This window comes from Klebsiella sp. CTHL.F3a, assembly GCF_019890895.1.
GTDB lineage: Bacteria > Pseudomonadota > Gammaproteobacteria > Enterobacterales > Enterobacteriaceae > Klebsiella > Klebsiella grimontii.
In genome coordinates this window covers 5,407,291-5,430,076 of record NZ_CP082360.1, presented here as the reverse complement: position 1 = coordinate 5,430,076, position 22,786 = coordinate 5,407,291, and the positions used below count along the sequence as shown (strand labels likewise).

At 55.8% G+C, this 22,786-nt stretch carries 24 protein-coding genes; 10 read left to right on the top strand and 14 right to left on the bottom strand.

Going from position 1 to position 22,786, the window contains the following annotated elements; genetic code table 11:
- Positions 1-15: 15 nt before the first annotated feature.
- Together K7H21_RS25380 and K7H21_RS25375 are read right to left on the bottom strand one after the other, a co-directional pair.
- Positions 16-1,209 carry an MFS transporter gene (locus K7H21_RS25380; RefSeq protein WP_004128136.1) on the bottom strand — a complete coding sequence of 398 codons (1,194 nt, stop codon included), beginning with the start codon at positions 1,207-1,209 and terminating at the stop codon, positions 16-18.
- 180 nt (positions 1,210-1,389) lie between these two features.
- A complete protein-coding gene (locus tag K7H21_RS25375; protein WP_049115791.1) occupies positions 1,390-1,665 on the bottom strand; it encodes a YdgH/BhsA/McbA family protein in 276 nt (91 codons plus the stop codon).
- Positions 1,666-2,002: 337 nt separating this feature from the next.
- Here K7H21_RS25375 and rpsF point away from each other — a divergent pair, with 337 nt between their 5' ends.
- From rpsF to K7H21_RS25350, 5 genes are all read left to right on the top strand, one after another.
- Positions 2,003-2,398, top strand: a complete 396-nt coding sequence (gene rpsF / locus K7H21_RS25370; protein WP_004098001.1) for a 30S ribosomal protein S6 — start codon at positions 2,003-2,005, stop codon at positions 2,396-2,398.
- Between the two features lie 5 nt (positions 2,399-2,403).
- On the top strand, positions 2,404-2,718 hold the full coding sequence (gene priB, locus K7H21_RS25365; RefSeq protein ID WP_004128142.1) for a primosomal replication protein N: 315 nt from the start codon (positions 2,404-2,406) through the stop codon (positions 2,716-2,718).
- Between the two features lie 4 nt (positions 2,719-2,722).
- On the top strand, positions 2,723-2,950 hold the full coding sequence (rpsR, locus tag K7H21_RS25360) for a 30S ribosomal protein S18 (protein WP_000135199.1): 228 nt from the start codon (positions 2,723-2,725) through the stop codon (positions 2,948-2,950).
- A 41-nt stretch (positions 2,951-2,991) separates the two neighbouring features.
- Entirely contained in the window at positions 2,992-3,441 is a 450-nt protein-coding gene (rplI, locus tag K7H21_RS25355; RefSeq protein ID WP_004109068.1) for a 50S ribosomal protein L9, read from the top strand.
- 146 nt (positions 3,442-3,587) lie between these two features.
- On the top strand, positions 3,588-4,541 hold the full coding sequence (locus K7H21_RS25350) for a DMT family transporter (RefSeq protein WP_142447057.1): 954 nt from the start codon (positions 3,588-3,590) through the stop codon (positions 4,539-4,541).
- Between the two features lie 4 nt (positions 4,542-4,545).
- On the opposite strand, the gene K7H21_RS25345 is transcribed toward K7H21_RS25350, so the two are convergent.
- Positions 4,546-5,205, bottom strand: coding sequence for a LysM-like peptidoglycan-binding domain-containing protein (locus tag K7H21_RS25345; protein ID WP_123828546.1), 660 nt, complete (start codon positions 5,203-5,205; stop codon positions 4,546-4,548).
- Positions 5,206-5,656: 451 nt separating this feature from the next.
- Here K7H21_RS25345 and fklB point away from each other — a divergent pair, with 451 nt between their 5' ends.
- Both fklB and cycA read left to right on the top strand, forming a co-directional pair.
- Positions 5,657-6,277, top strand: coding sequence for an FKBP-type peptidyl-prolyl cis-trans isomerase (gene fklB / locus K7H21_RS25340; RefSeq protein ID WP_004098007.1), 621 nt, complete (start codon positions 5,657-5,659; stop codon positions 6,275-6,277).
- 306 nt (positions 6,278-6,583) lie between these two features.
- Entirely contained in the window at positions 6,584-7,987 is a 1,404-nt protein-coding gene (gene cycA / locus K7H21_RS25335) for a D-serine/D-alanine/glycine transporter (protein ID WP_004128150.1), read from the top strand.
- Positions 7,988-8,101: 114 nt separating this feature from the next.
- Here cycA and ytfE read toward each other — a convergent pair whose 3' ends face one another.
- From ytfE to K7H21_RS25315, 4 genes are all read right to left on the bottom strand, one after another.
- The gene (ytfE, locus tag K7H21_RS25330; RefSeq protein WP_064379970.1) at positions 8,102-8,764 is read right to left on the bottom strand and encodes an iron-sulfur cluster repair protein YtfE; all 663 of its coding nucleotides are present in this window, start codon (positions 8,762-8,764) and stop codon (positions 8,102-8,104) included.
- A gap of 82 nt (positions 8,765-8,846) precedes the next feature.
- Entirely contained in the window at positions 8,847-9,818 is a 972-nt protein-coding gene (locus K7H21_RS25325; RefSeq protein WP_004128153.1) for a DMT family transporter, read from the bottom strand.
- A 75-nt stretch (positions 9,819-9,893) separates the two neighbouring features.
- Positions 9,894-10,718: an AraC family transcriptional regulator gene (locus K7H21_RS25320; protein WP_004128154.1), complete on the bottom strand. Its 825-nt coding sequence runs from the start codon at positions 10,716-10,718 to the stop codon at positions 9,894-9,896.
- 80 nt (positions 10,719-10,798) lie between these two features.
- On the bottom strand, positions 10,799-11,647 hold the full coding sequence (locus tag K7H21_RS25315) for an SDR family oxidoreductase (protein WP_004128155.1): 849 nt from the start codon (positions 11,645-11,647) through the stop codon (positions 10,799-10,801).
- Between the two features lie 90 nt (positions 11,648-11,737).
- Between K7H21_RS25315 and K7H21_RS25310 the strand changes: the two genes are divergently transcribed.
- Positions 11,738-12,115 carry a winged helix-turn-helix transcriptional regulator gene (locus tag K7H21_RS25310; protein WP_004098015.1) on the top strand — a complete coding sequence of 126 codons (378 nt, stop codon included), beginning with the start codon at positions 11,738-11,740 and terminating at the stop codon, positions 12,113-12,115.
- Positions 12,116-12,167: 52 nt separating this feature from the next.
- Here the strand turns inward: K7H21_RS25310 and K7H21_RS25305 are convergent, their stop codons facing one another.
- The gene (locus K7H21_RS25305; RefSeq protein WP_004128158.1) at positions 12,168-14,111 is read right to left on the bottom strand and encodes a bifunctional 2',3'-cyclic-nucleotide 2'-phosphodiesterase/3'-nucleotidase; all 1,944 of its coding nucleotides are present in this window, start codon (positions 14,109-14,111) and stop codon (positions 12,168-12,170) included.
- A 191-nt stretch (positions 14,112-14,302) separates the two neighbouring features.
- Between K7H21_RS25305 and cysQ the strand changes: the two genes are divergently transcribed.
- The gene (cysQ, locus tag K7H21_RS25300; protein ID WP_004098019.1) at positions 14,303-15,046 is read left to right on the top strand and encodes a 3'(2'),5'-bisphosphate nucleotidase CysQ; all 744 of its coding nucleotides are present in this window, start codon (positions 14,303-14,305) and stop codon (positions 15,044-15,046) included.
- On the opposite strand, the gene K7H21_RS25295 is transcribed toward cysQ, so the two are convergent.
- Entirely contained in the window at positions 15,036-15,593 is a 558-nt protein-coding gene (locus tag K7H21_RS25295) for a YtfJ family protein (protein ID WP_004128163.1), read from the bottom strand. The genes cysQ and K7H21_RS25295 overlap by 11 nt on opposite strands.
- Positions 15,594-15,915: 322 nt before the next feature.
- Between K7H21_RS25295 and K7H21_RS25290 the strand changes: the two genes are divergently transcribed.
- Entirely contained in the window at positions 15,916-16,122 is a 207-nt protein-coding gene (locus K7H21_RS25290; protein ID WP_004128166.1) for a DUF1107 domain-containing protein, read from the top strand.
- Positions 16,123-16,189: 67 nt separating this feature from the next.
- Here K7H21_RS25290 and araC read toward each other — a convergent pair whose 3' ends face one another.
- The 5 genes from araC to msrA all read right to left on the bottom strand — a co-directional run bounded on the left by araC (position 16,190) and on the right by msrA (position 22,717).
- On the bottom strand, positions 16,190-17,062 hold the full coding sequence (araC, locus tag K7H21_RS25285) for an arabinose operon transcriptional regulator AraC (RefSeq protein WP_004128168.1): 873 nt from the start codon (positions 17,060-17,062) through the stop codon (positions 16,190-16,192).
- 30 nt (positions 17,063-17,092) lie between these two features.
- A complete protein-coding gene (locus K7H21_RS25280) occupies positions 17,093-19,102 on the bottom strand; it encodes a beta-galactosidase (RefSeq protein WP_049115765.1) in 2,010 nt (669 codons plus the stop codon).
- Between the two features lie 18 nt (positions 19,103-19,120).
- Positions 19,121-20,353 carry an oligosaccharide MFS transporter gene (locus K7H21_RS25275; protein ID WP_087829724.1) on the bottom strand — a complete coding sequence of 411 codons (1,233 nt, stop codon included), beginning with the start codon at positions 20,351-20,353 and terminating at the stop codon, positions 19,121-19,123.
- A gap of 196 nt (positions 20,354-20,549) precedes the next feature.
- Positions 20,550-21,893, bottom strand: a complete 1,344-nt coding sequence (gene paeA / locus K7H21_RS25270) for a polyamine export protein PaeA (RefSeq protein WP_004128175.1) — start codon at positions 21,891-21,893, stop codon at positions 20,550-20,552.
- A 185-nt stretch (positions 21,894-22,078) separates the two neighbouring features.
- Positions 22,079-22,717, bottom strand: a complete 639-nt coding sequence (msrA, locus tag K7H21_RS25265) for a peptide-methionine (S)-S-oxide reductase MsrA (protein ID WP_004128176.1) — start codon at positions 22,715-22,717, stop codon at positions 22,079-22,081.
- Between the last annotated feature and the right edge of the window lie 69 nt (positions 22,718-22,786).

Genomic DNA, 22,786 nt, shown 5'->3' with positions numbered 1-22,786 from the left:
TGCTCCGGAGCCATTTTAGTTTTGCTGATAAGCCGATGGCATACAGCGCATACCAATAAGCGTCAGCACGCAGATTACCGCTCCGGCGTAAAACGTCGAGGCAGCACCGAATACCTCCCACAGCCCCCCCGCACCTGCGCTGGCCAGCAGCAGCGCAACGCCGCTCACCAGGTTGAACATCCCGAACGCCGTTCCGCGCAGCTCCGGCGGGGCGGTTTGCGCCACCATCGCCGCCAGTAGACCCTGCGTCATGCCCATATGAATACCCCACAGCGCGACGCCGGCCAGAAGCGTGCTCCAGTGGCTGCTCAGCGCCAGCACGATATCGGCGGCGATCAGCACCAGCAGACCCCACTGCAGCATTTTGCTGTGGCTCATGCTGTCCGATAGTTTACCGAACGGATAAGCCGTCAGGCTGTACACCAGATTCATCGCGACCATCACCAGCGGAATCGCGAACAGCGGGATCGCCATCTGCTGGGCACGCAGCACCAGAAACGCTTCGCTGAAGCGGGCGAGAGTAAATATCGAGCCGATAACCACAACCCACCAGTAGGCGGCTGAAAGCTTTTTTAGGTTCTCGCTGCGCAGGGGATTGGTTCGTTTCCGGGTGACCGGCGTTTTTGGCTCTTTTAGCCCAAAGCCTAATAAAGCGATGGAGAACGCGGCAGGAATGACCGCGATCCAGAAAATAGACTGGAAGTCGTTATCCCAGAGAAACATCAGCGCGACGGCAAGCAGCGGCCCCAGAAAAGCGCCGATAGTGTCCAGCGCCTGGCGCAGCCCGTAGGCGGCGCCGCGGATTTCCGGCGGGGTGACGTCGGCGACCAGCGCATCCCTCGGCGCGCCGCGTATTCCTTTGCCCACGCGGTCGATCATTCGCGCGCTAAACACCACGCCTGAGGTGGGCGCGATGGCGAAAAGAGGCTTGCTCAGCGCACCCAGGCCATAGCCGAGCAGCGCAAGGCCTTTGCGTTTGCCGACATAATCGCTGAAGACGCCAGAGAAAACCTTCAGCATCAGCGCGGTAGCTTCGGCAACGCCTTCGATAATGCCGATAATAATGACGCTGGCCCCCAACGTAGTGGCCATAAATAAAGGGAGCAGGCTGTGGATCATTTCCGAGGAAACATCCATCAGCAGGCTAACACCGCCAAGAACCCAAACTCCTTTTGGGATACGGCTTAGCGTGGCAAAACGCGGAACCATGAAGCACTCCGGAAAATCATGCGGTTAAAAAGTGATTAAATCAGGTTACGCTGGCGCTGATAAGTCACGAGAAAAAATAATTCTCAATTGCATTAAGGCGCTATTGTGCGGATATGCCCGCCGGGCAATGCCATCGTTGGCTTCCCCCTGCAACGGGAAGAAGCCAACGATCCGGGAAAACTAGCGGTAAATGGCGGCACTGGCGTGAATCGGACCGTCGCTTCCCGGTTCATGGATGAGGATCGGCTGGAAATACTTCGCTCCCTGAGCATCGCTCTGCTGACTAAGCGCCTGGTCGGCTTCCTGCTCGGTGGCGATGTTGTGGTTAATATAGATAACGCCGAGGCTCTGCACATCGTCCATGTTGCGGGCCTGGCGGGCATCGATTTTAATAGCAGCCAGCGCGTTGGCGCTCAATAAAAGCACTGCCATTACGGTTATGAGGATGTATTTCATCATCTACGCTCCTTATGACAATCCTGACGTTAACCCGCTTCCCTGGGGTATGGATTGCTTCTGATCTAAGTGTAATCGCTGCCTCGCTGGCGTATCGCGACCATTTCTGATGCAGTTGTTCAAAAAATTGTCGCTTCCGCCGTTGATTAATTTTAAATCACTGGCTTAAGGCCACTTCGCGCTTAGTGCGAATTATTTGCACAATTCACTTGTCTTAAACCCCGCTCGCCCGTATTATGACGCGTCAATTTTTCAGCCGCCCTTTAACACGTTCCTTGCCTCCATGGGCCGCGGCTGACCCAGACAGGAGGCTGAATAATCCGTAAGGAGCAATTCGATGCGTCATTACGAAATCGTTTTTATGGTCCATCCTGACCAGAGCGAACAGGTTCCGGGCATGATCGAACGTTACACTGGTGCAATCACTGCAGCAGAAGGTACGATCCACCGTCTGGAAGACTGGGGCCGCCGTCAGCTGGCTTATCCGATCAACAAACTGCACAAAGCTCACTACGTTCTGCTGAACGTTGAAGCGCCGCAGGAAGCGATCGATGAGCTGGAAACTAACTTCCGCTTCAACGACGCCGTTATCCGCAGCATGGTAATGCGTACTAAGCACGCTGTTACCGAAGCATCTCCGATGGTTAAAGCGAAAGACGAGCGCCGCGAGCGTCGCGAAGATTTCGCCAACGAAACCGCAGATGATTCTGAAGCTGGGGATTCTGAAGAGTAATCCTGATGACCAATCGTCTGGAGCTGTCCGGCATAGTATGCAGGACTCCACTTCGTAAGGTCAGCCCGTCAGGAATTCCACACTGCCAGTTCGTGCTTGAGCATCGTTCAGTGCAGGAGGAAGCCGGTTTTCACCGGCAGGCATGGTGCCAAATGCCCGTGATAATCAGCGGACACGAGAACCAGGCCATTACTCACAGTATAACGGTCGGTAGCGCAGTAATCGTTCGAGGGTTCATCTCTTGCCACAAGGCAAAGAACGGCTTGAGCAAAATGGTTCTGCATGCCGAGCAGATTGAATTGATAGATTCTGGAGACTAGCCATATGGCACGTTATTTCCGTCGTCGCAAGTTCTGCCGTTTCACCGCGGAAGGCGTTCAAGAGATCGACTATAAAGATATCGCTACGCTGAAAAACTACATCACCGAAAGCGGTAAGATTGTCCCGAGCCGTATCACCGGTACCCGTGCAAAATATCAGCGTCAGCTGGCACGCGCAATCAAACGCGCTCGCTACCTGTCCCTGCTGCCGTACACTGATCGTCATCAGTAATCGGTCACGGTCCATTAATACGACTTTGAGAGGATAAGGTAATGCAAGTTATTCTGCTTGATAAAGTAGCAAACCTGGGTAGCCTGGGTGATCAGGTTAACGTTAAAGCGGGCTATGCTCGTAACTTCCTGGTACCACAGGGTAAAGCTGTTCCTGCTACCAAGAAAAACGTTGAATTCTTCGAAGCACGCCGTGCTGAACTGGAAGCCAAACTGGCAGAAGTTCTGAGCGCTGCTAACGCACGTGCTGAAGCAATCAACGCACTGGGCACCGTTACCATCGCGTCTAAATCTGGCGACGAAGGTAAACTGTTCGGTTCCATCGGTACTCGCGACATCGCTGACGCTGTAACTGCAGCTGGCGTTGCCGTTGCTAAGAGCGAAGTTCGTCTGCCGAACGGCGTTCTGCGCACCACCGGTGAGCACGAAGTGGACTTCCAGGTTCACAGCGAAGTTTTCGCTAAACTGGTTGTTAACGTTGTAGCTGAGTAATTAATTACTCAACTCACGTCGAGACGCCGGCCTTGTGCCGGCGTTTTGCTTTTCTGTATTTGTCGAATCTTTTCCTGGTATGGTGGCTATTCTTAGCAACTTTCTGGATAATAAAATAAAACACTATTTTATTTCTGGTGAAGTGAATGGACGCACCCTCGATTTTTTCCCGCAAGAAAGTGGCTTATGCCTGCGCAACCCTCTGCTGTCTGCTGTGGGGAAGCTCCTACCCGGCGATTAAAAGCGGCTATGAACTGTTTCAGATTGCCACTGATGATGTGCCGTCTAAAATCGTCTTTGCTGGCTATCGCTTCCTGTTTGCCGGCGCGCTGCTGCTGCTCTTCGCGCTGGCGCAGCGTAAGCCAATCGCTCGCTTAAATCCCCGTCAGTGCGGCCAGCTGGCGATACTGGGCATCACGCAAACGTCTATCCAGTACGTTTTCTTCTACGTTGGCCTCGCGTTTACCACCGGCGTGAAGGGATCAATTATGAACGCCACAGGTACCTTCTTCAGCGTTCTGCTGGCGCACTTTATCTATCAGAATGACAGGCTGAGCTACAACAAAGCCATCGGCTGTATTGTCGGCTTTGCCGGCGTGATGCTGGTGAACGTTAATCATTCATTGAGCGATTTTAGCTTTATCTGGCAGGGCGACGGCTTTGTAGTGCTGGCGGCGTTTATCCTGTCGGCGGCGACGCTGTACGGTAAGCGCATTTCGCAGACGGTTGACCCGACGGTGATGACCGGCTGGCAGCTGGCGTTTGGCGGCCTGGTACTGGTCGGCGGCGGCTATCTGACCGGCGGCACCCTTGAGGTTCACAGCGCTGCTGCTGCGCTGGTTCTGGCTTATTTGACGCTGCTTTCTTCCATTGCTTTTGCTTTATGGAGCGTGCTGCTCAAGCATAACCGGGTGAGTACGATCGCGCCGTTCAACTTTGTGGTTCCGGTAGCCGGTACCGTGCTGTCGGCCATCTTCCTCGGCGAGAATATTCTCGAGCTGAAATATGCGGTTGCGCTGGCGCTGGTGTGCGCCGGGATCTGGTGGGTGAATAAGCCCGGCAAAGCTTCACCGCAGGCCGGGTCAGTTACCCGGCCGTGAGACCTTATCGGACGCGAATAAAACTACCGTTCGACTGGCGGGTAAATAGCACCTGCTGCCCGCCGCCGGTATCGATAGTCAGCCCGGTGACTACGCCATTGGCGTTCTGACGGATCTGTACCGTCTGCCCGGTTTGCAGTGAGCTTAGCGGTTTTCCTGCGCCTTCCACCTGGGCCATGGCGTAAACGTCGGTCGGCGGCAGGTTGTGGTCGCGGAACAGCTGTGCGAGGGTTTTGCCGGATTCAATGCGGTAGGTCCGCCACTGCTGCTCAATGCCGGGAGTCGACTGCGGCTCCTGATAAGGCTGGGAAGCGGTCTGCTGCTGCGGCTGGTCCGGCTGCTCATCCTGAATCGGCTCCGGCGCGACCGGCGCCACCTGATCGGCATCGTTCACGGGCGGCGTATTGGTGATGGGCGGCAGCGGGACAGCCTGATTGCCGGAAGAGGGCTGTGACTGGGATTGCAGGTTGATGTTCGCCTCGCGGCTGGCCTGAACCTCGCTGCTGTTATCCTCGGAAGGGAGCAGAACGCCGATAATCACCAGTAGCGCTCCGGCAATGATGCCCCGGCGGTGCATCGGCGGTAGCGGATCCATGAGGCGAAAATGATCCGGGGCGTGCCAGATCTTCGCCAGGGTAGATGTCAGTTCAAAGCGCCCGGGCATGGCTTTCCTCCTGCTCCGCATATTTTTATCCTGTAAATAAAGTATATACCCTAAATAATTTAAGTCGCAGGACAAGGTTTGCCTTGAACAGCGCTTGCGCTGGCCCCGTAGGGGCGGGGCCGCAGGCCGAGTAACGCGGCAAGCCAGTAAGTTCCCAGGAGCATAGATAACTATGTGACTGGGGCGCGCTGGCGAAGCCAACGCTCCTGCAACTTAAAGTATGACGGGTATAAATGGCTAACTTCCTGAAGGACGAGACAAAGCAATGTTTCGTGAGGTTAACCTTATCTCTCTATTGTTTCTGTTTCCCTTAGATTTGTCATCATCCAGGCGACAAAGTTTTACCCGTCGTGCTATGGCTGATATGCTTCCCACCTCTTTTCTCTGCTCATCGTCTTTTGCATTTTGGAAGCCAGAGAGCATGAGAGCTCCCACGAAAAAAGGAACAAAGATGGCAACCCCAACTTTTGACACGATCGAAGCACAGGCAAGTTACGGTATCGGCTTGCAGGTTGGACAACAGCTGAGCGAATCTGGCCTGCAGGGGCTGCTGCCGGAAGCGTTGGTCGCCGGTATTGCTGACGCGCTGGAAGGTAAACAGCCGCAGGTGCCGGTGGAAGCCGTTCACCGCGCGCTGCGTGAAATCCACGAACGCGCTGACGCCGTGCGTCGCGAGCGTTTCCAGGAAATGGCCGCGGATGGCGAGAAATACCTGGAAGAGAACCGCGAGCGCGAAGGCGTGAACAGCACCGAATCTGGTCTGCAGTTCCGCGTTCTGACCCAGGGCGAAGGCCCGATCCCGGCGCGTACTGACCGCGTTCGCGTCCACTACACCGGCAAACTGATCGATGGTACCGTCTTCGATAGCTCCGTCGCACGCGGCGAACCGGCTGAGTTCCCGGTGACAGGCGTAATCGGCGGCTGGATTGAAGCGCTGACCCTGATGCCAGTGGGTTCCAAATGGGAACTGACCATTCCGCACAGCCTGGCCTACGGCGAGCGCGGCGCGGGCGCATCCATTCCTCCGTTCAGTACCCTGATTTTTGAAGTTGAACTGCTGGATATTATCTAAACAGCAGGTGCTTCCTCTCCCGTACGGGGGAGGAGGCCGCTTTAAATAGTGTAAAACCCTTAAGTTGAGCGTTTTTCGGAGCTTTATATTGCATATCTGCTTAATGGGTGTATTTTTGTGAGCTGTTTCGCGTAACCTGAGTGATATAACACTCACTTTAAACATAAAATTAACATTATATCTAAATCATAGTATTCATCCCTCCGATTCTTACCTAATATCGATAAACCCTCGTTCCAGGGTTAAGACGAATGAAGGGCCAGCAGAGCCCGAACAACACAGACAGGTACAACAGGAAAAAATCACATGGTAGATCAGGTAAAAGTCGCTGCCGACGAACAGGCTCCGACTGAACAATCGCTGCGGCGAAATCTCACTAACCGGCATATTCAGCTTATTGCTATCGGTGGTGCGATCGGCACCGGGCTGTTTATGGGCTCAGGCAAAACCATCAGCCTTGCCGGGCCGTCAATTATTTTTGTTTATATGATCATCGGCTTTATGCTGTTTTTCGTCATGCGCGCCATGGGCGAACTGCTGCTGTCGAATCTCGAATACAAGTCGTTCAGCGATTTTGCCGCCGACCTGCTGGGCCCTTGGGCAGGCTATTTTACCGGCTGGACCTACTGGTTCTGCTGGGTAGTAACCGGGATGGCGGACGTGGTGGCGATCACCGCCTACGCGCAGTTCTGGTTCCCGGGACTCTCCGACTGGGTCGCCTCGCTGGCGGTCATCCTGCTGCTGCTGGGCCTTAACCTCGCCACCGTGAAGATGTTCGGCGAGATGGAGTTCTGGTTTGCGATGATCAAAATCGTCGCTATCGTGGCGCTGATCGTCGTCGGCCTGGTGATGGTGATGATGCACTTCCAGTCACCGACCGGGGTAGAAGCTTCTTTCGCCCATCTGTGGAATGACGGCGGCTGGTTCCCGAAAGGCATCAGCGGATTCTTTGCCGGCTTCCAGATAGCGGTCTTCGCCTTTGTGGGCATCGAACTGGTGGGAACCACGGCGGCGGAAACGAAAGATCCTGAGAAATCCCTGCCGCGGGCGATTAACTCAATTCCAATCCGTATCATTATGTTCTACGTCTTTGCGCTGATCGTGATTATGTCAGTGACGCCGTGGAGCTCCGTCGTGCCGTCAAAGAGCCCGTTCGTTGAACTGTTTGTGCTGGTCGGGCTGCCGGCGGCGGCAAGCCTGATCAACTTCGTGGTGCTGACCTCGGCGGCCTCTTCCGCTAACAGCGGCGTGTTCTCCACCAGCCGTATGCTGTTCGGTCTGGCGCAGGACGGACAGGCGCCGAAAATGTTCGCCAAGCTGTCGAAGCGCGCGGTACCGGCGAAAGGCCTGACCTTCTCCTGTATGTGTCTGCTGGGCGGCGTGGTGATGCTGATGGTCAATCCAAGCGTGATCGCGGCGTTTACCATGATTACCACGGTGTCGGCGATCCTGTTTATGTTCGTCTGGACGATTATCCTGTGCTCGTATCTGGCCTATCGCAGAAAGCGTCCGCAGCTGCATGAGCAGTCCAAATATAAGATGCCGCTGGGCAAACTGATGTGCTGGGTGTGCATGGCATTCTTCGTCTTTGTGCTGGTCCTGCTGACGCTGGAAGCCGATACCCGCGAAGCGCTGATGGTGACCCCGCTGTGGTTTGTGCTGCTCGGCGCGGGCTGGCTGTTTGCCGGCAAGAAGCGCCTGGCGAAATAAAAAATCTTCGGCAGCGGTTTTTAACGTTGCTTGCAACGGTCCGTCATAAAAAAGGCCACCCGGGGTGGCCAATAAGACTGACAATGTCGAGGGCGCCTGCGGGCGCCTTTTTATTTACTTTCCGGCGAGGGCGCGCGGGAACAGGACGTTATTTTCAAGGCTGATGTGCTCCATCAGGTCATCAATCAGCTCGTTGATGCCGTTGTACATCGCTTTCCAGGTAGTGCAGGCTTCCGCCGGTGGCGTCACGTTCTGCGTGATGTGCTTAATCACCTCCAGCAGCTCGCCCGCGTCATCATGTTCGCTTTCCATCACGCTGATAGGGCCGCCGGCCTGCGTTCCCATGCCCTGTTTGATCATCGGGAACAGAATCTGCTCCTCTTTCATCATATGGCTGGAAAGCTCCTGGTGCAGCATGGTCAGGTACTTGGTTAAACCTTTCGGAACGTTGGGCTTGTCGGCGTGAACGCGCTCGACTTTAGTGGCCTGTAAAATCAGCTCCGGCAACTGCTCGCGATGCCGGTCGTGATAGCGAACGATAATGTGATCGATGATGTCCGCATAGGGCGCAGCCCGCCAGTCGCGCTCTACCGGCTCTTCCGCCAGTTTGGCCAGCTCGGCTTCAATCACCGCGACGTCCAGCTCTTTGCGCGACGCCGCGCGCTCCAGCGTCTGTTTGCCGCCGCAGCAGTAGTCCATATCGTATTGACGGAACAGCGCGGAGGCGCGCGGAATCGTCAGCGCCAGCTCGCCTAAAGGTTGGTCACGGAAAGCCATAGCAGTTACCTCGTCATCAAGAATATAAGTTGTATTTTAAATGCATCTTATGTTCCTGGGAATACCCTTTTAGGATACCAGGCTATTTTTTCTCGCTGACCAGCTCCTGCAGCGCGGGCTTTTCCGGGCGGGCACGCACGGCGGACACCACGCCGAGCACCAGCAGCAGGATACCGCTGAAGGTGAGAAACGGGGGCAGGCTCTGGCGCAGAATAAAGGTATACAGCAGTCCGGCAAGGGTTTCGAAGACGATCAGCGGCCCGAGGATCACCGTTGGCAGGCGCTGGCTGGCAACGTTCCAGCACCACGCGCCGACCCATGAGCAGAAAATGGCGATTGCCAGCATCAGGGTGACAAATACCGCCGGGCGCGGGCCGAAGGGGAGCGGAAAGTCCGCGTGCTGGCCGTGCAGCCACCCGCAGGCGATAAGGTATCCGGCCAGGGATACCGGCAGGGTCACCAGCGCCTGCGCGGTGGCCCACATCATCGGTGGCTTATCCGGATTTTCCCGCAGCCAGCGGGCATTGCGCAGCGCGTACCAGGCCCAGCACACCACCGAGATCAGTGCCAGCGCGATACCGGAACCGTAGCGCCACGGGCTGAAATCAGGTAAGCCCTGATGCAGCTCGGCGATATTGACGCACGCCAGGCCGAGGGCGATACAGACCAGCGCCGGGAACAGGCGTCGCCACGGCAGCTTGCCGTCGCGCTGGCTATAGAGCAGGTTAGCGAAAACCGGCAGCACGACCGGCAGGGTGCCGATAATCATGGTCGATACCGGCGCGCCGGTACGCTGAATGGCGCTGGCCAGGCAGACGTAATAGATTAAGTTGCCCATCATGGTCAGCCCCAGCGCTGTCCACCAGTCTTTCCCGGTGAGCTGGCGCAGCCGCGCGCGGCCCAGCCAGGCCAGCGGCAGAGCGATCAGCCCCAGCGCCAGATAGCGCCCCATCGACTGTAAAACAGCCGGGTATTCCGGCACCAGTAAAGGACCCACGAATATCAATCCCCACATCAGCCCTGCCAGCAGGGCGTACAGCACACCACTAATCATCACGCCTTCCATTACTCTTTTCGTTGGCGACAGTGTAGGCGAGGCAAAAGTGGGAATATTGTATGAGGTTGCGCATTAGCGCGGGAGAACCTGCTTTTGATAACGCACCGGCGTAATGCCGTAGCGGCGAGTGAAGGCGCGCGTCAGGTGCGACTGGTCGGTCAGCCCGGCGGCGAGAGCAACGTCGGCGGCGGGCATGCCGTGGGTAAGAAACGCTTTGGCGCGCCACAGGCGAATCGCCATCAGCATCTGGTGCGGCGTGACGTGAAAGTGCGCTTTGAACTGGCGTTGAAAATGGTATGGGCTGAGCGCCGCCACCTGCGCCAGCTCATCGAGGGTGACCGTACGCATATAATTGTCGTGCAGATAGTCGCGTACCCGCTCGAAGCGGTGGCGGGCCTCGGGCAGCGCAGCGGCGTGATGGGCAAACGGACGGAAGGTATCGATGAGATCCAGCAGCAGGCCCTGCTGCGCCAGCGGATCGTCGGTATGCCACAGGCCATAGATAAGATTGCCGATTTGCCGGGAGCGCAGCGGATCCTGGCGAACCACCTCGCTGAACCACCAGTGGCGTTCGCCGGTCACCTCTTCCAGCGTATCCGGGTCGAGATAAATCATTCGATAGCGCCAGCCGTCGGCGGTCTCTGCCTCGCCGGTGTGCAGCTCATCGGGGTTCATGGTGACGATCGAGTTAACCGAAGCCACGTGCTGGCTGCCGCGATAGCGAAAACGCTCGGCGCCGAGCTCGATCGCGCCGATACCAAAGGCTTCATGGGTGTGCGGTTCAAAGGCGTAGCGGGAGATATGGGCATGGTACAGCTCAACGCCGGGCAGCTGCGCCAGATGGCGAAAGCGCGCGCTGTCTCTTTCATCACTGAACTGTTCTGGTACGCCTTGCATGCGATAACTCCCGATGGACATCCTTTTATTATTGAGGATGGTCCGCCGGGATGCTACAAAAATTAACCACTATGTAACAGTTACAGAATGCCTTTGACGCTCTCTGCCAGCGTCGTGGTTGGGCGACCGATGAGCTTACTCAGGGTGCAGCTATCGTCGAACAGACCGCCTTTGGACGCGCCGGTATCAGAATCCGCCAGCATATCCGCCAGACCGGCAGGTAGCCCGACGCCCTTCAGCGCGGCGGCGAAGTCGGCTTCGCTGAGGTTTTGATACACCACGTTTTTACCGCTTTGTTTGCTCAGCTCAGCGGCCAGTTCGCTCAGCGTCCACGCCTCATCGCCCGCCAGTTCATACACTTTTCCGGCGTGGCCCTCTTCGGCGATAACGCGAGCGGCGGCGGCGGCGTAGTCTGCGCGGGTCGCGGAGGCGATTTTGCCGTTACCGGCCGCGCCGATAAACACGCCGTGCTCAATCGACGGCGGCGCGCTGGCGAGATAGTTTTCGGTGTACCAGCCGTTGCGCAGCAGAGCATACGCAATGCCGGAGTCGGCGAGCATTTTCTCGGTGGCGATATGCTCATCGGCCAGCCCCAGCGGGGAGGTATCGGCGTGCAGCAGGCTGGTGTAGGCGATAAATTTTACGCCGGCGGCTTTCGCCGCGTTAATTACGTTACGGTGCTGGACGGCACGCTGGCCGACTTCGCTGGACGAGATCAGCAGCAGTTTGTCTACGCCCTGCAGGGCGGCGGTCAACGCGGCTTCATCGCTGTAGTCGGCCTGACGAACCACCACGCCCTGTTGACTCAGCGATTCGGCCTTCGCCGGGTTGCGCACGATAGCCACAACCTGGCCTGCGGGGACGGTAGTTAACAGATTTTCCAGGACGTGCTGGCCAAGCTGGCCAGTGGCGCCGGTAATGGCGATCATAAGTCTTCTCCTTCGTGTTCATTGGCAGTTGTGGTAAGCTAACACCTTAACTAACTTTTAGTAAGTACGTACAAAAAGGTAAGTGTGAATATGGCGAATCTGACGCTAAGCGAGCAGCTACGCAACGGCAACCTGTTTGCCGAACAGTGCCCCTCGCGGGAAGTGCTCAAGCACGTGACCAGCCGCTGGGGCGTACTGATTTTGGTGTCCCTGCGCGATGGCACCCATCGGTTTAGCGATCTGCGGCGTAAGATCGGCGGCGTCAGCGAAAAGATGCTGGCCCAGTCGTTGCAGGCGCTGGAGCAGGATGGCTTTCTTAACCGCGTGTCGTACCCGGTGGTACCGCCGCACGTTGAATATAGTCTGACTCCGCTCGGTGAGCAGGTAAGCGAGAAGGTGGCGGCGCTGGCGGACTGGATTGAGCTGAACCTGCCCGCGGTTCTGGCGAACCACGAACAGGTAGCATGAGGGTGATGCCTGGGTAGCCCCGGTAGGCGTAGCGCAACCGGGGAACGGGCAATTACTGACTCAAATCCAGCTGATAAATGGCAAAACCGATATCGTCGGTTGCGACCTGGCGCATCGGGTATTGCGCTTTCTCTTTGATAAACGCCGCGGCCTTATCGCCCGGTGAGGTTTCAAAGCGAATATCCAGCGGTACGCTGCTATGGATCGGCGCCAGTCGCCAGTTGTTATCCGCCGCCGGATGGATCTCGCCGTTTTTCTTCGACTCCGCGCCAATCCACGCCGCCAGCACCGAGCGGTTTTCATCCGGCGAGGCGAACGCGATATGATCCTCGCCGGTGCCCTGGAATTTACCGCCGTAAGCGCGGTAGTTATTGGTCGCGACGAGGAAAGTGGCGTTCTGATCGATTGGCTTGCCGTTAAAGGTCAGGTTTTTAATTCGCTCGGCCTGCGGATTAACGGGCTGACATTCGCCGTCATAGCGCGCCGGCTGGGTGATATCGATCTGGTAGTTCACGCCGTCAATCACGTCGAAGTTGTAGGTGCGGAAGCTGTCCCAGTTAATCAGCGACTGCGGCTTGCTGCTGGCGGGGTCAATCTGATTGAACTGCCCGGCGGAACACTCCAGCCACTCTTTCACCTCTTTACCACTCACTTTCATCACCACCAGGGTGTTGGGATACAGGTAGAGATCGGCGGCGTTGCGGAAGGTGAGCTGACCTTTTTCCACTTCCACAAAGCTGGCCGGATCGTTTTTCCGTCCGCCGACTTTAAACGGCGCGGCGGCGGAGAGTACCGGCAGCTTCGCCAAATCCGGGTCGCCCTGAATATAGTGCTCCACATAGGCTTTCTGGGCCATGTTGACCACCTGTACGGTCGGGTCATCCTGCACCAGCGCCAGGTAGCTGTACATATTGTCCGAGGATTTACCGATCGGTTTGCCGACAAACTCGCGGGTGGCGTCATGGTCGGCTTTTAATACCGCCACCATATTGCTGTCTTCTGCCGCCAGCGATTTCTTCGCCGCCGCATCGTAGATCGGGCGCGCTTCGGCTTTCGCTGCGCTGACCTGCCATTTGCCGCTGTCGTTGTTCAGAACCAGATCGACCACCCCAAGATGATCGCCCCACATGCCCGGCATCACCGCCGGTACGCCGTTCAGCGTACCTTTCGCGATATCTGCGCCTTTAATACCGGCAAAATCTTTGCTCGGGAAGACGGCATGCGCGTGGCCGAACATAATGGCATCGACGCCGGGCACCTGGCTTAAATAGTAAACGGAGTTCTCCGCCATCGCCTGATACGGGTCGGCGGAGAGGCCGGAGTGGGCAATGACCACCACCACATCCGCGCCTTTTTCACGCATTTCCGGGACAAACTTGCGCGCGGTTGCGGTAATGTCGTTGACGGTGACTTTGCCGCTGAGATTGGCTTTATCCCAGGTCATAATCTGCGGCGGTACGAAGCCGATATAGCCAATGCGCAGCGTCTGCGTTTTGCCGTCGCTATCCTGTACCTGGGTATCCTGAATCAGATAAGGCGTAAACATCGGTTTGCCGGTTTTAGCATCGATGATATTGGCGTTTACGTAGGGGAATTTCGCGCCGGCCAGCGCTTTGTGCAGGAAGTCGAGTCCGTAGTTAAACTCGTGGTTACCGAGGTTGCCCACCGTATAGTCCAGGGTATTCATTGCCTTATAGACCGGGTGAACATCGCCCTCTTTCAGCCCCTTCGCCGCCATATAGTCGCCCAGCGGGCTGCCCTGAATGACGTCGCCGTTATCGACCAGCACGCTGTTTTTGGCTTCCTGGCGTGATTTCTCAATCAGGGTTGCGGTGCGCACCAGGCCAAATTTTTCCGTGGCGCTGTCTTTGTAATAGTCAAAGTCCATCATATTACTGTGCAGATCGGTGGTTTCCATGATCCGCAAATCGACCGTCGCCGCATTTACGCTGGCGGCGATCAGCGTGGCCAGCAGCGTTGCGCTAAACTTAATCATCAGTGGCGTCCTTTTTTATGAGCAATAGCACAGAAGAAAATGTATTTACATTCTGTTGCTTACAGAAATGTGAATCATGCCAGAAAAGGGATCAATGAAACCGGCATCGTTATCACAGATAGCGGAACTCACAATGATGCGATATAAATAAAACAACGAGTTAACGCCACTGTAACCAGACGAGGTGGAGAATGTTAGAACAAGTATGTCAGCTTGCACGGAACGCGGGCGATGCCATCATGGAAGTTTACGATGGAAAACAGCCGATGGACGTTGCCAGCAAGAAGGACGATTCTCCGGTCACGGCCGCGGATATTGCGGCGCACAAGGTGATTATCAGCGGCCTGCTGGCGCTGACGCCCGATATTCCGGTTCTGTCGGAAGAGGACCCGCCGGCCTGGGAGGTGCGCCAGCACTGGCAGCGCTACTGGCTGGTGGACCCGCTGGACGGCACCAAAGAGTTTATCAAGCGCAACGGCGAGTTCACGGTCAATATCGCCTTGATTGAGAACGGGAAGCCGATCCTTGGCGTAGTCTACGCGCCGGTGATGAAGGTGATGTACAGCGCGGAAAAGGGCAAAGCATGGAAAGAGGAGTGCGGCGTTCGCAAGCAGATTCAAGTCCGCGATGCGCGTCCGCCGCTGGTGGTGATTAGCCGATCCCACGGCAATGACCCGGAGCTGCAGGAGTATCTGGAGCAGCTTGGCGAACACCAGACCACCTCAATCGGTTCGTCGCTGAAGTTCTGTCTGGTCGCCGAAGGGCAGGCCCAGCTTTATCCGCGCTTCGGGCCGACCTCCACCTGGGATACCGCGGCCGGTCATGCGGTGGCCAGCGCCGCCGGGGCGCACGTTCACGACTGGCAGGGGCGTACCCTTGATTACACGCCGCGTGAATCGTTCCTCAACCCCGGCTTCCGGGTCTCTATTTATTGAGTAGCTTGTGCAGCAGGGCCACCACCTGCTGCACCTCTTCCTGACTAAGCGCGCCGTCTTTAGCCCACTGTACGCGGCCGTCTTTATCCAGAACCACGATGGCTGAACTCTCCTCATTAAGCTGCCACGCTTTGCGGACCACACCGTTGCTGTCGACGATAAACTGCGACCAGGGGTAAAGCTGCTTGTTGCTCTCAATACTGCTGCGGACAAACATGCCTGAACCCGGGATAGCGTCATCGGTATTGACGATAGTGGTGGTTTGATAGCGATCGTGCGGCAGCTTCGCACTTTTAATCGCTTCAATCAGGGTCGCGTTTTTTTCTTTTGCCGACGAGCGCCCGGCAATATGTTGCACGACGCGCACTTTCCCCACCAGCTGCGCGCTATTCCAGCTTTTATAGCTAAACTTATCGTTGTTCAGTACCAGCTCCCCCCGATCCGCGACGCCGACCGGCGCAACGCGCTGACCATCGACAAAGTTATGCGCCGACGCCATCAGCGGGAACAGGAGACATGAAACGGCCAGTAATCTATGTAGGGTCATGGTGTTTCCTTTTATTATTTGTGCAGGTGATCCGACCACTTGGTCTGCTTTAATCATAAATGCGATTTATGGGCATTACCCGCAATGATGGTGCCAGTTTGCGTGTTAACGCACAAATTCGTCCAAAATCGGCGACTTATACTACCTTCATCGGATGCCTGAAACGAAAACTCTGAATTATTGTCATCATAAGGTAAATAAACTTATACATACTGGGTATCACTCAGATTCTGGACTATAGTTTCAGGGCACTAAAATTTGCGCTTCCGGTACGTGGGCTAACTGTGGCACCACAGGAGCGTAACCCTGGCAGGAGACAACAATGAAAATTTTCCAACGCTACAATCCGCTACAAGTAGCGAAGTACGTGAAGATCCTGTTCCGTGGACGTTTGTATATCAAGGACGTTGGCGCTTTTGAGTTTGATAAGGGCAAAATCCTTATCCCGAAGGTGAAGGACAAGCTGCATTTGTCGGTGATGTCCGAAGTCAATCGTCAGGTTATCCGTCTGCAAACAGAGATGGCATAATCTGAAAAGTGGTATGGCTACACGGTAAAAAGGCGGCTCCCAACGGGAGCCGTTGATGTTTCTGGACCTATCCCTTCATTTGCGCATAGCGTTTGCGGTACTCGCCCGGCGGAATGCCGTTATGCTTGCGGAAAATGCGCGTGAAATAGACCGGGTCTCCATAACCTACCGACAGGGCGATTTTGTTAAGCGGCAGCGACGTGGTTTGGATCAGCCACTTTGCGCGGTTAATGCGCTGCGCCTCGCGCCAGGCGTAAACCGTTTGCCCCAGTTCATTTTTGAACAGATGCGCCAGCCGGGAGGGGGAGATAAAAACCATCGCCGCCAGGTTCTCAATCTTAATCTCTTGGGCAATATGTTCGTTAAGATAGTCGCATACGGCGTTAATCCGCGGATCGTGGGCGTGGCGGTTGCTGATCGGCTGTCGCTGAAAGCAGCTCAGGATCAGGCGCTCCAGCGCGTTCATCGCCAGCGCCTCCGACAGCGGGGCGGAAGCGGAGTGATGGCGGATGACCTCATAGAACAGATCGCGCAGGCTTTGCAACTGCTCAGGATCGTTGACCGTGGTTTTACCAATGCCGTGGGTCGTTTGATCCCATTTTAGCCAGTCTATCCAGTAGGGCCGGGGGATAAAGTAGATCCATAGGTGATCCCAGTAGTCGCTGTGTTCGTCCCGTCCATAATGGTGGGGAACGCCGGGCGGGAAGAGCAGCAGATCGTTTTCACGAAACAGAAGAGAGCCGTCGCCCGCTTTCGCGCGCGCCTGGCCGCGCAGGGTCAGATTGATGATGTAACCTTTCATTCCCTGCGGGCGGTTAATGTAGTAGTCCAGCTTTGAGCCGCGGGTGATGGGAGTAAAGCCGGCGACGACCCAGGCGTTGAAGGTAAAGGTCTTCATCAATGGCGAGAAGTTCAGTAGCTCATTGATATCCAGTTGCATCGTTTCCCCCGCCCGAGCGGCGCCGCTCGCTTAACTTTCGATGATACTAAATTCCCATGCCCTGAGACGCAACGGCTGGCCGCAGTGAACTTTTTCCCCGCTCAGCAGCGCGTTGCCCGATGTCTCGCTGATAAACGCCAGCGGATCGCCGGAGTAGTTAAACAGGAAGTGGATGCTATTACCGTCGCGGTTGCGCATCTTTTTGACCACCAGCGGATAGCGGTAGGCCGAGGTGCGTGAACGCAGCTCCAGACCCACTGTCAGCCGGTCGAACAGTTGGCTAATCAGCGTTTTTTGCGGCAGGAAGCCAACGTAAATCGCCCGGCCCTGGCCGTAATCCGCCTCGGTGGCGGCGGCATAGTCGCCCCATGCCGGATGCTGATAGCGCAGTAGCGTACGGGTACCGGCGTCCGGCGTCAGCAGCTCCATCCACAGCTCGGCCTGGTTATCTTTGCTGCAATCAATGTCCGAGCTGCACGCGCTTACCGTCGTCTCTTCCGGCAGGGTGAACTGGCTGTAGCTCACGCCGCAGCTTTCGCACAAAACTCCCGGCTGCGCGCCGCTGCGCACCTTTACGTTTTCATCGCTAAAGCCCGATTTAAAGCCGATCAGCGCTCTGCCGCCCTGTTCAATATAGCGGTTAATGCGCGTAAGCAGGCCATCATCCGCGGCGTAGAGTCCGGGTACGATCAGCACGCGATAGCGCGAGGTTTCCTCGTTAACGTCGTGGATAATATCGAGGCTGATATTGTGGTCGTACAGCGCATCGTGGAAGCGGCGGAAAATATCGTTATAAATATTGCCCTGCGCGTCACCGGGGCGGAACTGGTTAAGGGCGTCCATCGCCTCATTGCTGATCAGCAGCGCGACGTCGTTTTCTGCCTTCAGCTCCGCCAGCTGCGGCGACAGGCGGGCGAAGTCAGCCCCGATAGTGGTGGCCTCCTGCCAGGTCGCGTTGCGTGAAAAGTCATGGCTTAACAGCCCTTTCCAGTAAGTTTCGAACGCGTTATGAATCGAATGCCAATGCCAGTAAGAGACCATCGCCGCCCCCGAGGCCACGTGGCTAAAGGCCTGCAGGCGCAGCTGGCCCGGATAAGGAGTCCATTGGGCAAAGCCCTGCGCCTGGGTTTCCAGCACGAAGTAATTCTTACCCTGCTTGAGCGAGCGCGTAATGGCGCCGCCAAACGCGATTTCCCGCCCGGTCAGGTGCTTCTGGCCCGGGTGATAGATATCGACACCGGCAATATCCAGCGCCTGCGCCGCCGCAAAATGGTCGACTCGCGGCTGCACGCCGTAGGAGTAGCCGCGCCATTCAAAATCGAAGTTGTGGGTGACGAACTGATGCGGCTGGGCATATTCGCGCACGATCTCCGCCTGCCAGGCGAGATACTCCGTCACCTGCTGGCGCTGGTAGCGAGAGAACGCGCAGGCGAGGCTGGCGTTAATGGTATTCTCGACCGGCGGAAAATCCTGCCAGCTATCAATACGGTTGCTCCAGTAGTCCAGACCAAAATCGTTATTCAACCGGTCGAGATCGGGGTATTTTTCCCGCAGGCTGCGCACAAAACCCTCTTGCATATAGCGGCCGATATTATCGTAATGCTTGGTTTCGTTATCCAGCTGCCAGCCAATAATCGCCGGATGGTGCTGCACGTGCGTCATTAGCGTACGGATAATCTTTTCGGCATAGCGGCGAAAGGTCGGGTTGACGATATCCATAATCTGGCGCGGGCCATATTTTTGCTGGCCATCGACCGTGGTGACCAGTATGTCCGGATGTTTAGCCGCCAGCCAGGCCGGGACGGCGTAGGTCGGCGTACCGATAATCACCGCGATCCCCGCCTCATGCATGGCATTCAGCACCCGGTCGATATGATAGAAGTTATATTCACCCTCCCGGGGCTCGAGCGTACTCCAGGTCGATTCGGCAATGCGCACCACGTTAATGCCCGTTTCCTGCATTAAGGCGATATCTTTTGCCAGCCGCTCTTCCGGCATATATTCATCGTAATAGGCCACGCCATAAAATAAATCAGACATACAGGTTACCTCCTTAAATTAATGCGCGGGCGCCGGCTGCGGGGCAAAAGCGCGCGCTTTATCCAGCGTAATAAATGAAATCAGCGTAAAGCACAGGGCGATACCGCCGAGCACGATATAGCTGCTGGTAAAGCCCATGCTCTGGTACATATGACCGATGCCAGTAGAAAGGAAAATAGAGCTAAAGCTTTTCGAAAACTGGAAGCCGATTAAATAAACCGTGGCTGATAGCAGCGGGTTGAAGTTGGCGGTGATATATTTCAGCGCGGCAACGAGTAATACCGAACTTTCAAAACCGTGCAGCAGTTTAATCAGGCTAATGGACACCGGGCCAATAGCCCAGGCCGAGCCGATAATGCGCAGACTCATAATCATTCCGCAGTACAGCAGAGCATTTTTTGGGCCGATTTTATTCACGAACCATGGGGCGAAGAACATCACCACCGCATCAAGGAAAATCTGACCTGTGGTTAAATAGCCGAACACTTCCGCGCCGCGCGCTTTGCTCTCAAAGAAGTGGCTGTAATAGATGGCGAACTGCTGGTCGTAGGTTTCATATACCGCGCCGACACCGATCGTGTAGATCGCGAAGAACCAGAATTTCTTCATTTTCAGCAGCGAGGTGGCGTCGCTCAGGGTGACCGGAGAGGCTTTACGACTCTGCATCGCGCCTTGTTTATGCGCGCTGATCTGCATTTTCCAGACAATGACCAGCAGGCATAAGCCTGCGCAACTGGCCAGCCAGAAAATCATGTTCTGGTCGATCCCGTAGAGCTTGCCTGCCGCGAAGGTGCCGATAGCCGCGCCAATGCCGCCAAACATTCTTGCGCGACCAAACTCAAAGCCGGAAGCGCGGCTGACTTTATCAATGTAAGCTTCGCAAATACCGCAGCCTGCGCCGTAGGCCATGCCAATATAAATGCCGCCGGCCAGCGCCCCGAGAAAAACGTTAACTTTTAATAATGGCGCAAAGACGTAGATCCAGTAGGGGGCAAAAAGGGTAATAATGATGGCCAGCATCCACATCAGGTTTTTACGATAAACCAGCCTGTCGGATATAAAACCGAATAGCGGCTGAACGCAAACGGCAATAACCGCAGTAAAGGAATAAACCAGACCGACATCAGTATAATTAATACCGATGGTTTCCGTTAACCACAATGATAAATAAGGATAGCAGCATCCCCAGCCAATAAAGAAGAACAGGAAGAACAGACAGCTTATATAGTAGTTTTTATTTGATTCTATCATGGTAACCCTCGCTTCCTTTATTCAGGAATATGATCGTGTAGTCGCGAGCAAAGTTACCTTTTTGTGCAGAGGGGAGTCATGAACGTTTCGCTATGGAGCAGTAAAAATCTGCTATCGCCCGAGGGGCGTGAGCCGCCTCACATTCGGGCAATAAAAAAGGCGGATTTTCATCCGCCTTGTCGGTTCGTCAAACGCTTTACGCCGACTCTTTATCGCTATTCGCCGCGTCCGGCAGCTTGGGCACCAGCACCGTCGGCTTATTGTCGATACGGGTCACCAGCAGCTGATCGATACGGTAGTTATCGATATCCACCACTTCGAACTTATAGCCGGAGAATTTCACCGCATCGGTCCGCTTGGGAATTTTACGCAGCATAAACATCATAAAGCCGCCAATGGTCTCGTAATTGCCAGACTGCGGGAAATCATCGATATCCAGCACCCGCATCACGTCGTCAATCGGCGTCCCGCCGTCGATGAGCCAGGAGTTTTCATCGCGCGCGACGATCTGCTCTTCCAGACCCTGGCCGACGAGGTCGCCCATCAGGGTGGTCATCACGTCGTTCAGGGTGATAATCCCAACCACCAGCGCATACTCGTTCATGATCACGGCGAAGTCTTCACCGGCGGTTTTAAAGCTTTCCAGCGCTTCAGAGAGCGTCAGGGTGTCCGGGACAATCAGGGTATTACGGATCTGCACGCCGCCGGTCAGTACCAGGCTCTGGTTCGCCAGCACGCGGTTCAGCAGGTCTTTAGAGTCAACGTAGCCGATGATGTGGTCGATATCTTCGTTACACACCAGGAATTTGGAGTGTGGATGCTCCGCGACCTTATTCTTCAGGCTCTGCTCATCTTCATGAAGATCGAACCAGATGACGTTTTCACGCGAGGTCATAGATGAAGGCACGGTGCGCGATTCCAGCTCGAACACGTTTTCAATCAGCTCATGCTCCTGCTTACGCAGCACCCCGGCCAGCGCGCCGGCTTCCACCACGGCGTAGATATCATCAGAGGTAATGTCGTCTTTACGCACCATCGGAATTTTGAACAGGCGGAAGATGTTGTTGGCCATGCCGTTAAACAACCACACCAGCGGGCGGAAGATAAACAAGCAGAAGCGCATCGGGTTGATGATGCGTAAAGCGACGGCTTCAGGCGCGATCATACCGATGCGTTTCGGAGTCAGGTCAGCAAACAGAATGAACAGGCTGGTGACCAGGGTAAAGGAAATAATAAAGCTCAGCTGCTCGGAGAGCTCCGGCGACAGATAGCGGTTTAGCAGGCCGTAGAAAGCCGGTGAAAACGCAGCGTCGCCGACGATACCGCCGAGAATCGCCACCGCGTTTAGGCCGATTTGCACCACGGTAAAGAACATACCGGGGTTTTCCTGCATCTTCAGCACGCGTTGAGCGTTGATGTTGCCATCATCGGCCAGCAGCTTGAGTTTGATTTTACGTGATGCGGCCAGCGAGATTTCCGATATCGAAAAGAACGCACTGACGGCTATCAGACAGAGTATTACTAAAATACTGTTTAACATATCTTATCTGACCGTTGAGATCAGATCCTCGGAAGGGAAGTGGATAACGCTAAGTGGAATTCACAAAAAGCCGGTCCGAAGGCCCTGGACCGGCGATAGCACGGCGTAGTATAGCGTAAGGTACTGTAAAGCCGCCAGAGCGTAAATTATTCAATCCGGCGGCCTGCGGGAACCACGCGGCGGCATCAGGCCTGCGGCGGCAAACAAACGCCGATTCCGCCGATACCGCAGTATCCGTACGGGTTTTTATGCAGATACTGCTGATGATCGTCTTCCGCATAGTAGAACGGTTTCGCCGTCGCGATCTCGGTAGTGATAGTGCGCGAGTCGTTAGCTTCCTTCATTGCCGCCTGGAAACGCGCCAGGCTGGCCTGTGCCGCCTCGCTCTGCTCCGGCGTCAGCGGATAAATCGCGGAACGATACTGGGTACCGCGATCGTTACCCTGCTGCATACCCTGCGCCGGGTCGTGGTTTTCCCAGAACACCTGGAGCAGCTGCTCATAGCTGATAACCTGCGGATCGTAGACCACGCGCACCGCTTCGGCGTGACCGGTCTCGCCGCTGCACACTTCGCGGTAGGTCGGGTTTGGCGTATAGCCGCCGGTGTAGCCGGCGGCGGTACTGTAGACGCCGGGCAGCTGCCAGAACAGGCGTTCGACGCCCCAGAAGCAGCCCATGGCGAACAGGGCGATTTCCATTCCTGCGGGAACGTTGGTCATCGAGTGACCATTGACGGCGTGGAGCGTAGCCACCGGCATCGGCGTGTTGCGTCCCGGCAGCGCGTCCGCTTGGGCGACAAGATGCGTTTTATCAAATAGACTCACGGTGGGCCTCTCAAAACAGAAAATGTGGTTAAGGTTGTAACCAAGCGCGTCTTTTAACACAATAAACGC

Coding starts and splice junctions, on each gene's coding strand:
- K7H21_RS25325 (WP_004128153.1), bottom strand. CDS start 9,818: ATGATTAGTGGTGTGCTGTACGCCCTGCTGGCAGGGCTGATGTGGGGA.
- K7H21_RS25295 (WP_004128163.1), bottom strand. CDS start 15,593: ATGACCCTACATAGATTACTGGCCGTTTCATGTCTCCTGTTCCCGCTG.
- K7H21_RS25290 (WP_004128166.1), top strand. CDS start 15,916: ATGAAAATTTTCCAACGCTACAATCCGCTACAAGTAGCGAAGTACGTG.
- rpsF (WP_004098001.1), top strand. CDS start 2,003: ATGCGTCATTACGAAATCGTTTTTATGGTCCATCCTGACCAGAGCGAA.
- K7H21_RS25280 (WP_049115765.1), bottom strand. CDS start 19,102: ATGTCTGATTTATTTTATGGCGTGGCCTATTACGATGAATATATGCCG.
- ytfE (WP_064379970.1), bottom strand. CDS start 8,764: ATGGCTTTCCGTGACCAACCTTTAGGCGAGCTGGCGCTGACGATTCCG.
- fklB (WP_004098007.1), top strand. CDS start 5,657: ATGGCAACCCCAACTTTTGACACGATCGAAGCACAGGCAAGTTACGGT.
- cysQ (WP_004098019.1), top strand. CDS start 14,303: ATGTTAGAACAAGTATGTCAGCTTGCACGGAACGCGGGCGATGCCATC.
- K7H21_RS25275 (WP_087829724.1), bottom strand. CDS start 20,353: ATGATAGAATCAAATAAAAACTACTATATAAGCTGTCTGTTCTTCCTG.
- K7H21_RS25320 (WP_004128154.1), bottom strand. CDS start 10,718: ATGCAAGGCGTACCAGAACAGTTCAGTGATGAAAGAGACAGCGCGCGC.
- K7H21_RS25310 (WP_004098015.1), top strand. CDS start 11,738: ATGGCGAATCTGACGCTAAGCGAGCAGCTACGCAACGGCAACCTGTTT.
- K7H21_RS25315 (WP_004128155.1), bottom strand. CDS start 11,647: ATGATCGCCATTACCGGCGCCACTGGCCAGCTTGGCCAGCACGTCCTG.
- K7H21_RS25345 (WP_123828546.1), bottom strand. CDS start 5,205: ATGCCCGGGCGCTTTGAACTGACATCTACCCTGGCGAAGATCTGGCAC.
- paeA (WP_004128175.1), bottom strand. CDS start 21,893: ATGTTAAACAGTATTTTAGTAATACTCTGTCTGATAGCCGTCAGTGCG.
- rpsR (WP_000135199.1), top strand. CDS start 2,723: ATGGCACGTTATTTCCGTCGTCGCAAGTTCTGCCGTTTCACCGCGGAA.
- priB (WP_004128142.1), top strand. CDS start 2,404: ATGACCAATCGTCTGGAGCTGTCCGGCATAGTATGCAGGACTCCACTT.
- K7H21_RS25350 (WP_142447057.1), top strand. CDS start 3,588: ATGGACGCACCCTCGATTTTTTCCCGCAAGAAAGTGGCTTATGCCTGC.
- K7H21_RS25375 (WP_049115791.1), bottom strand. CDS start 1,665: ATGAAATACATCCTCATAACCGTAATGGCAGTGCTTTTATTGAGCGCC.
- araC (WP_004128168.1), bottom strand. CDS start 17,062: ATGCAACTGGATATCAATGAGCTACTGAACTTCTCGCCATTGATGAAG.
- K7H21_RS25380 (WP_004128136.1), bottom strand. CDS start 1,209: ATGGTTCCGCGTTTTGCCACGCTAAGCCGTATCCCAAAAGGAGTTTGG.
- rplI (WP_004109068.1), top strand. CDS start 2,992: ATGCAAGTTATTCTGCTTGATAAAGTAGCAAACCTGGGTAGCCTGGGT.
- K7H21_RS25305 (WP_004128158.1), bottom strand. CDS start 14,111: ATGATTAAGTTTAGCGCAACGCTGCTGGCCACGCTGATCGCCGCCAGC.
- cycA (WP_004128150.1), top strand. CDS start 6,584: ATGGTAGATCAGGTAAAAGTCGCTGCCGACGAACAGGCTCCGACTGAA.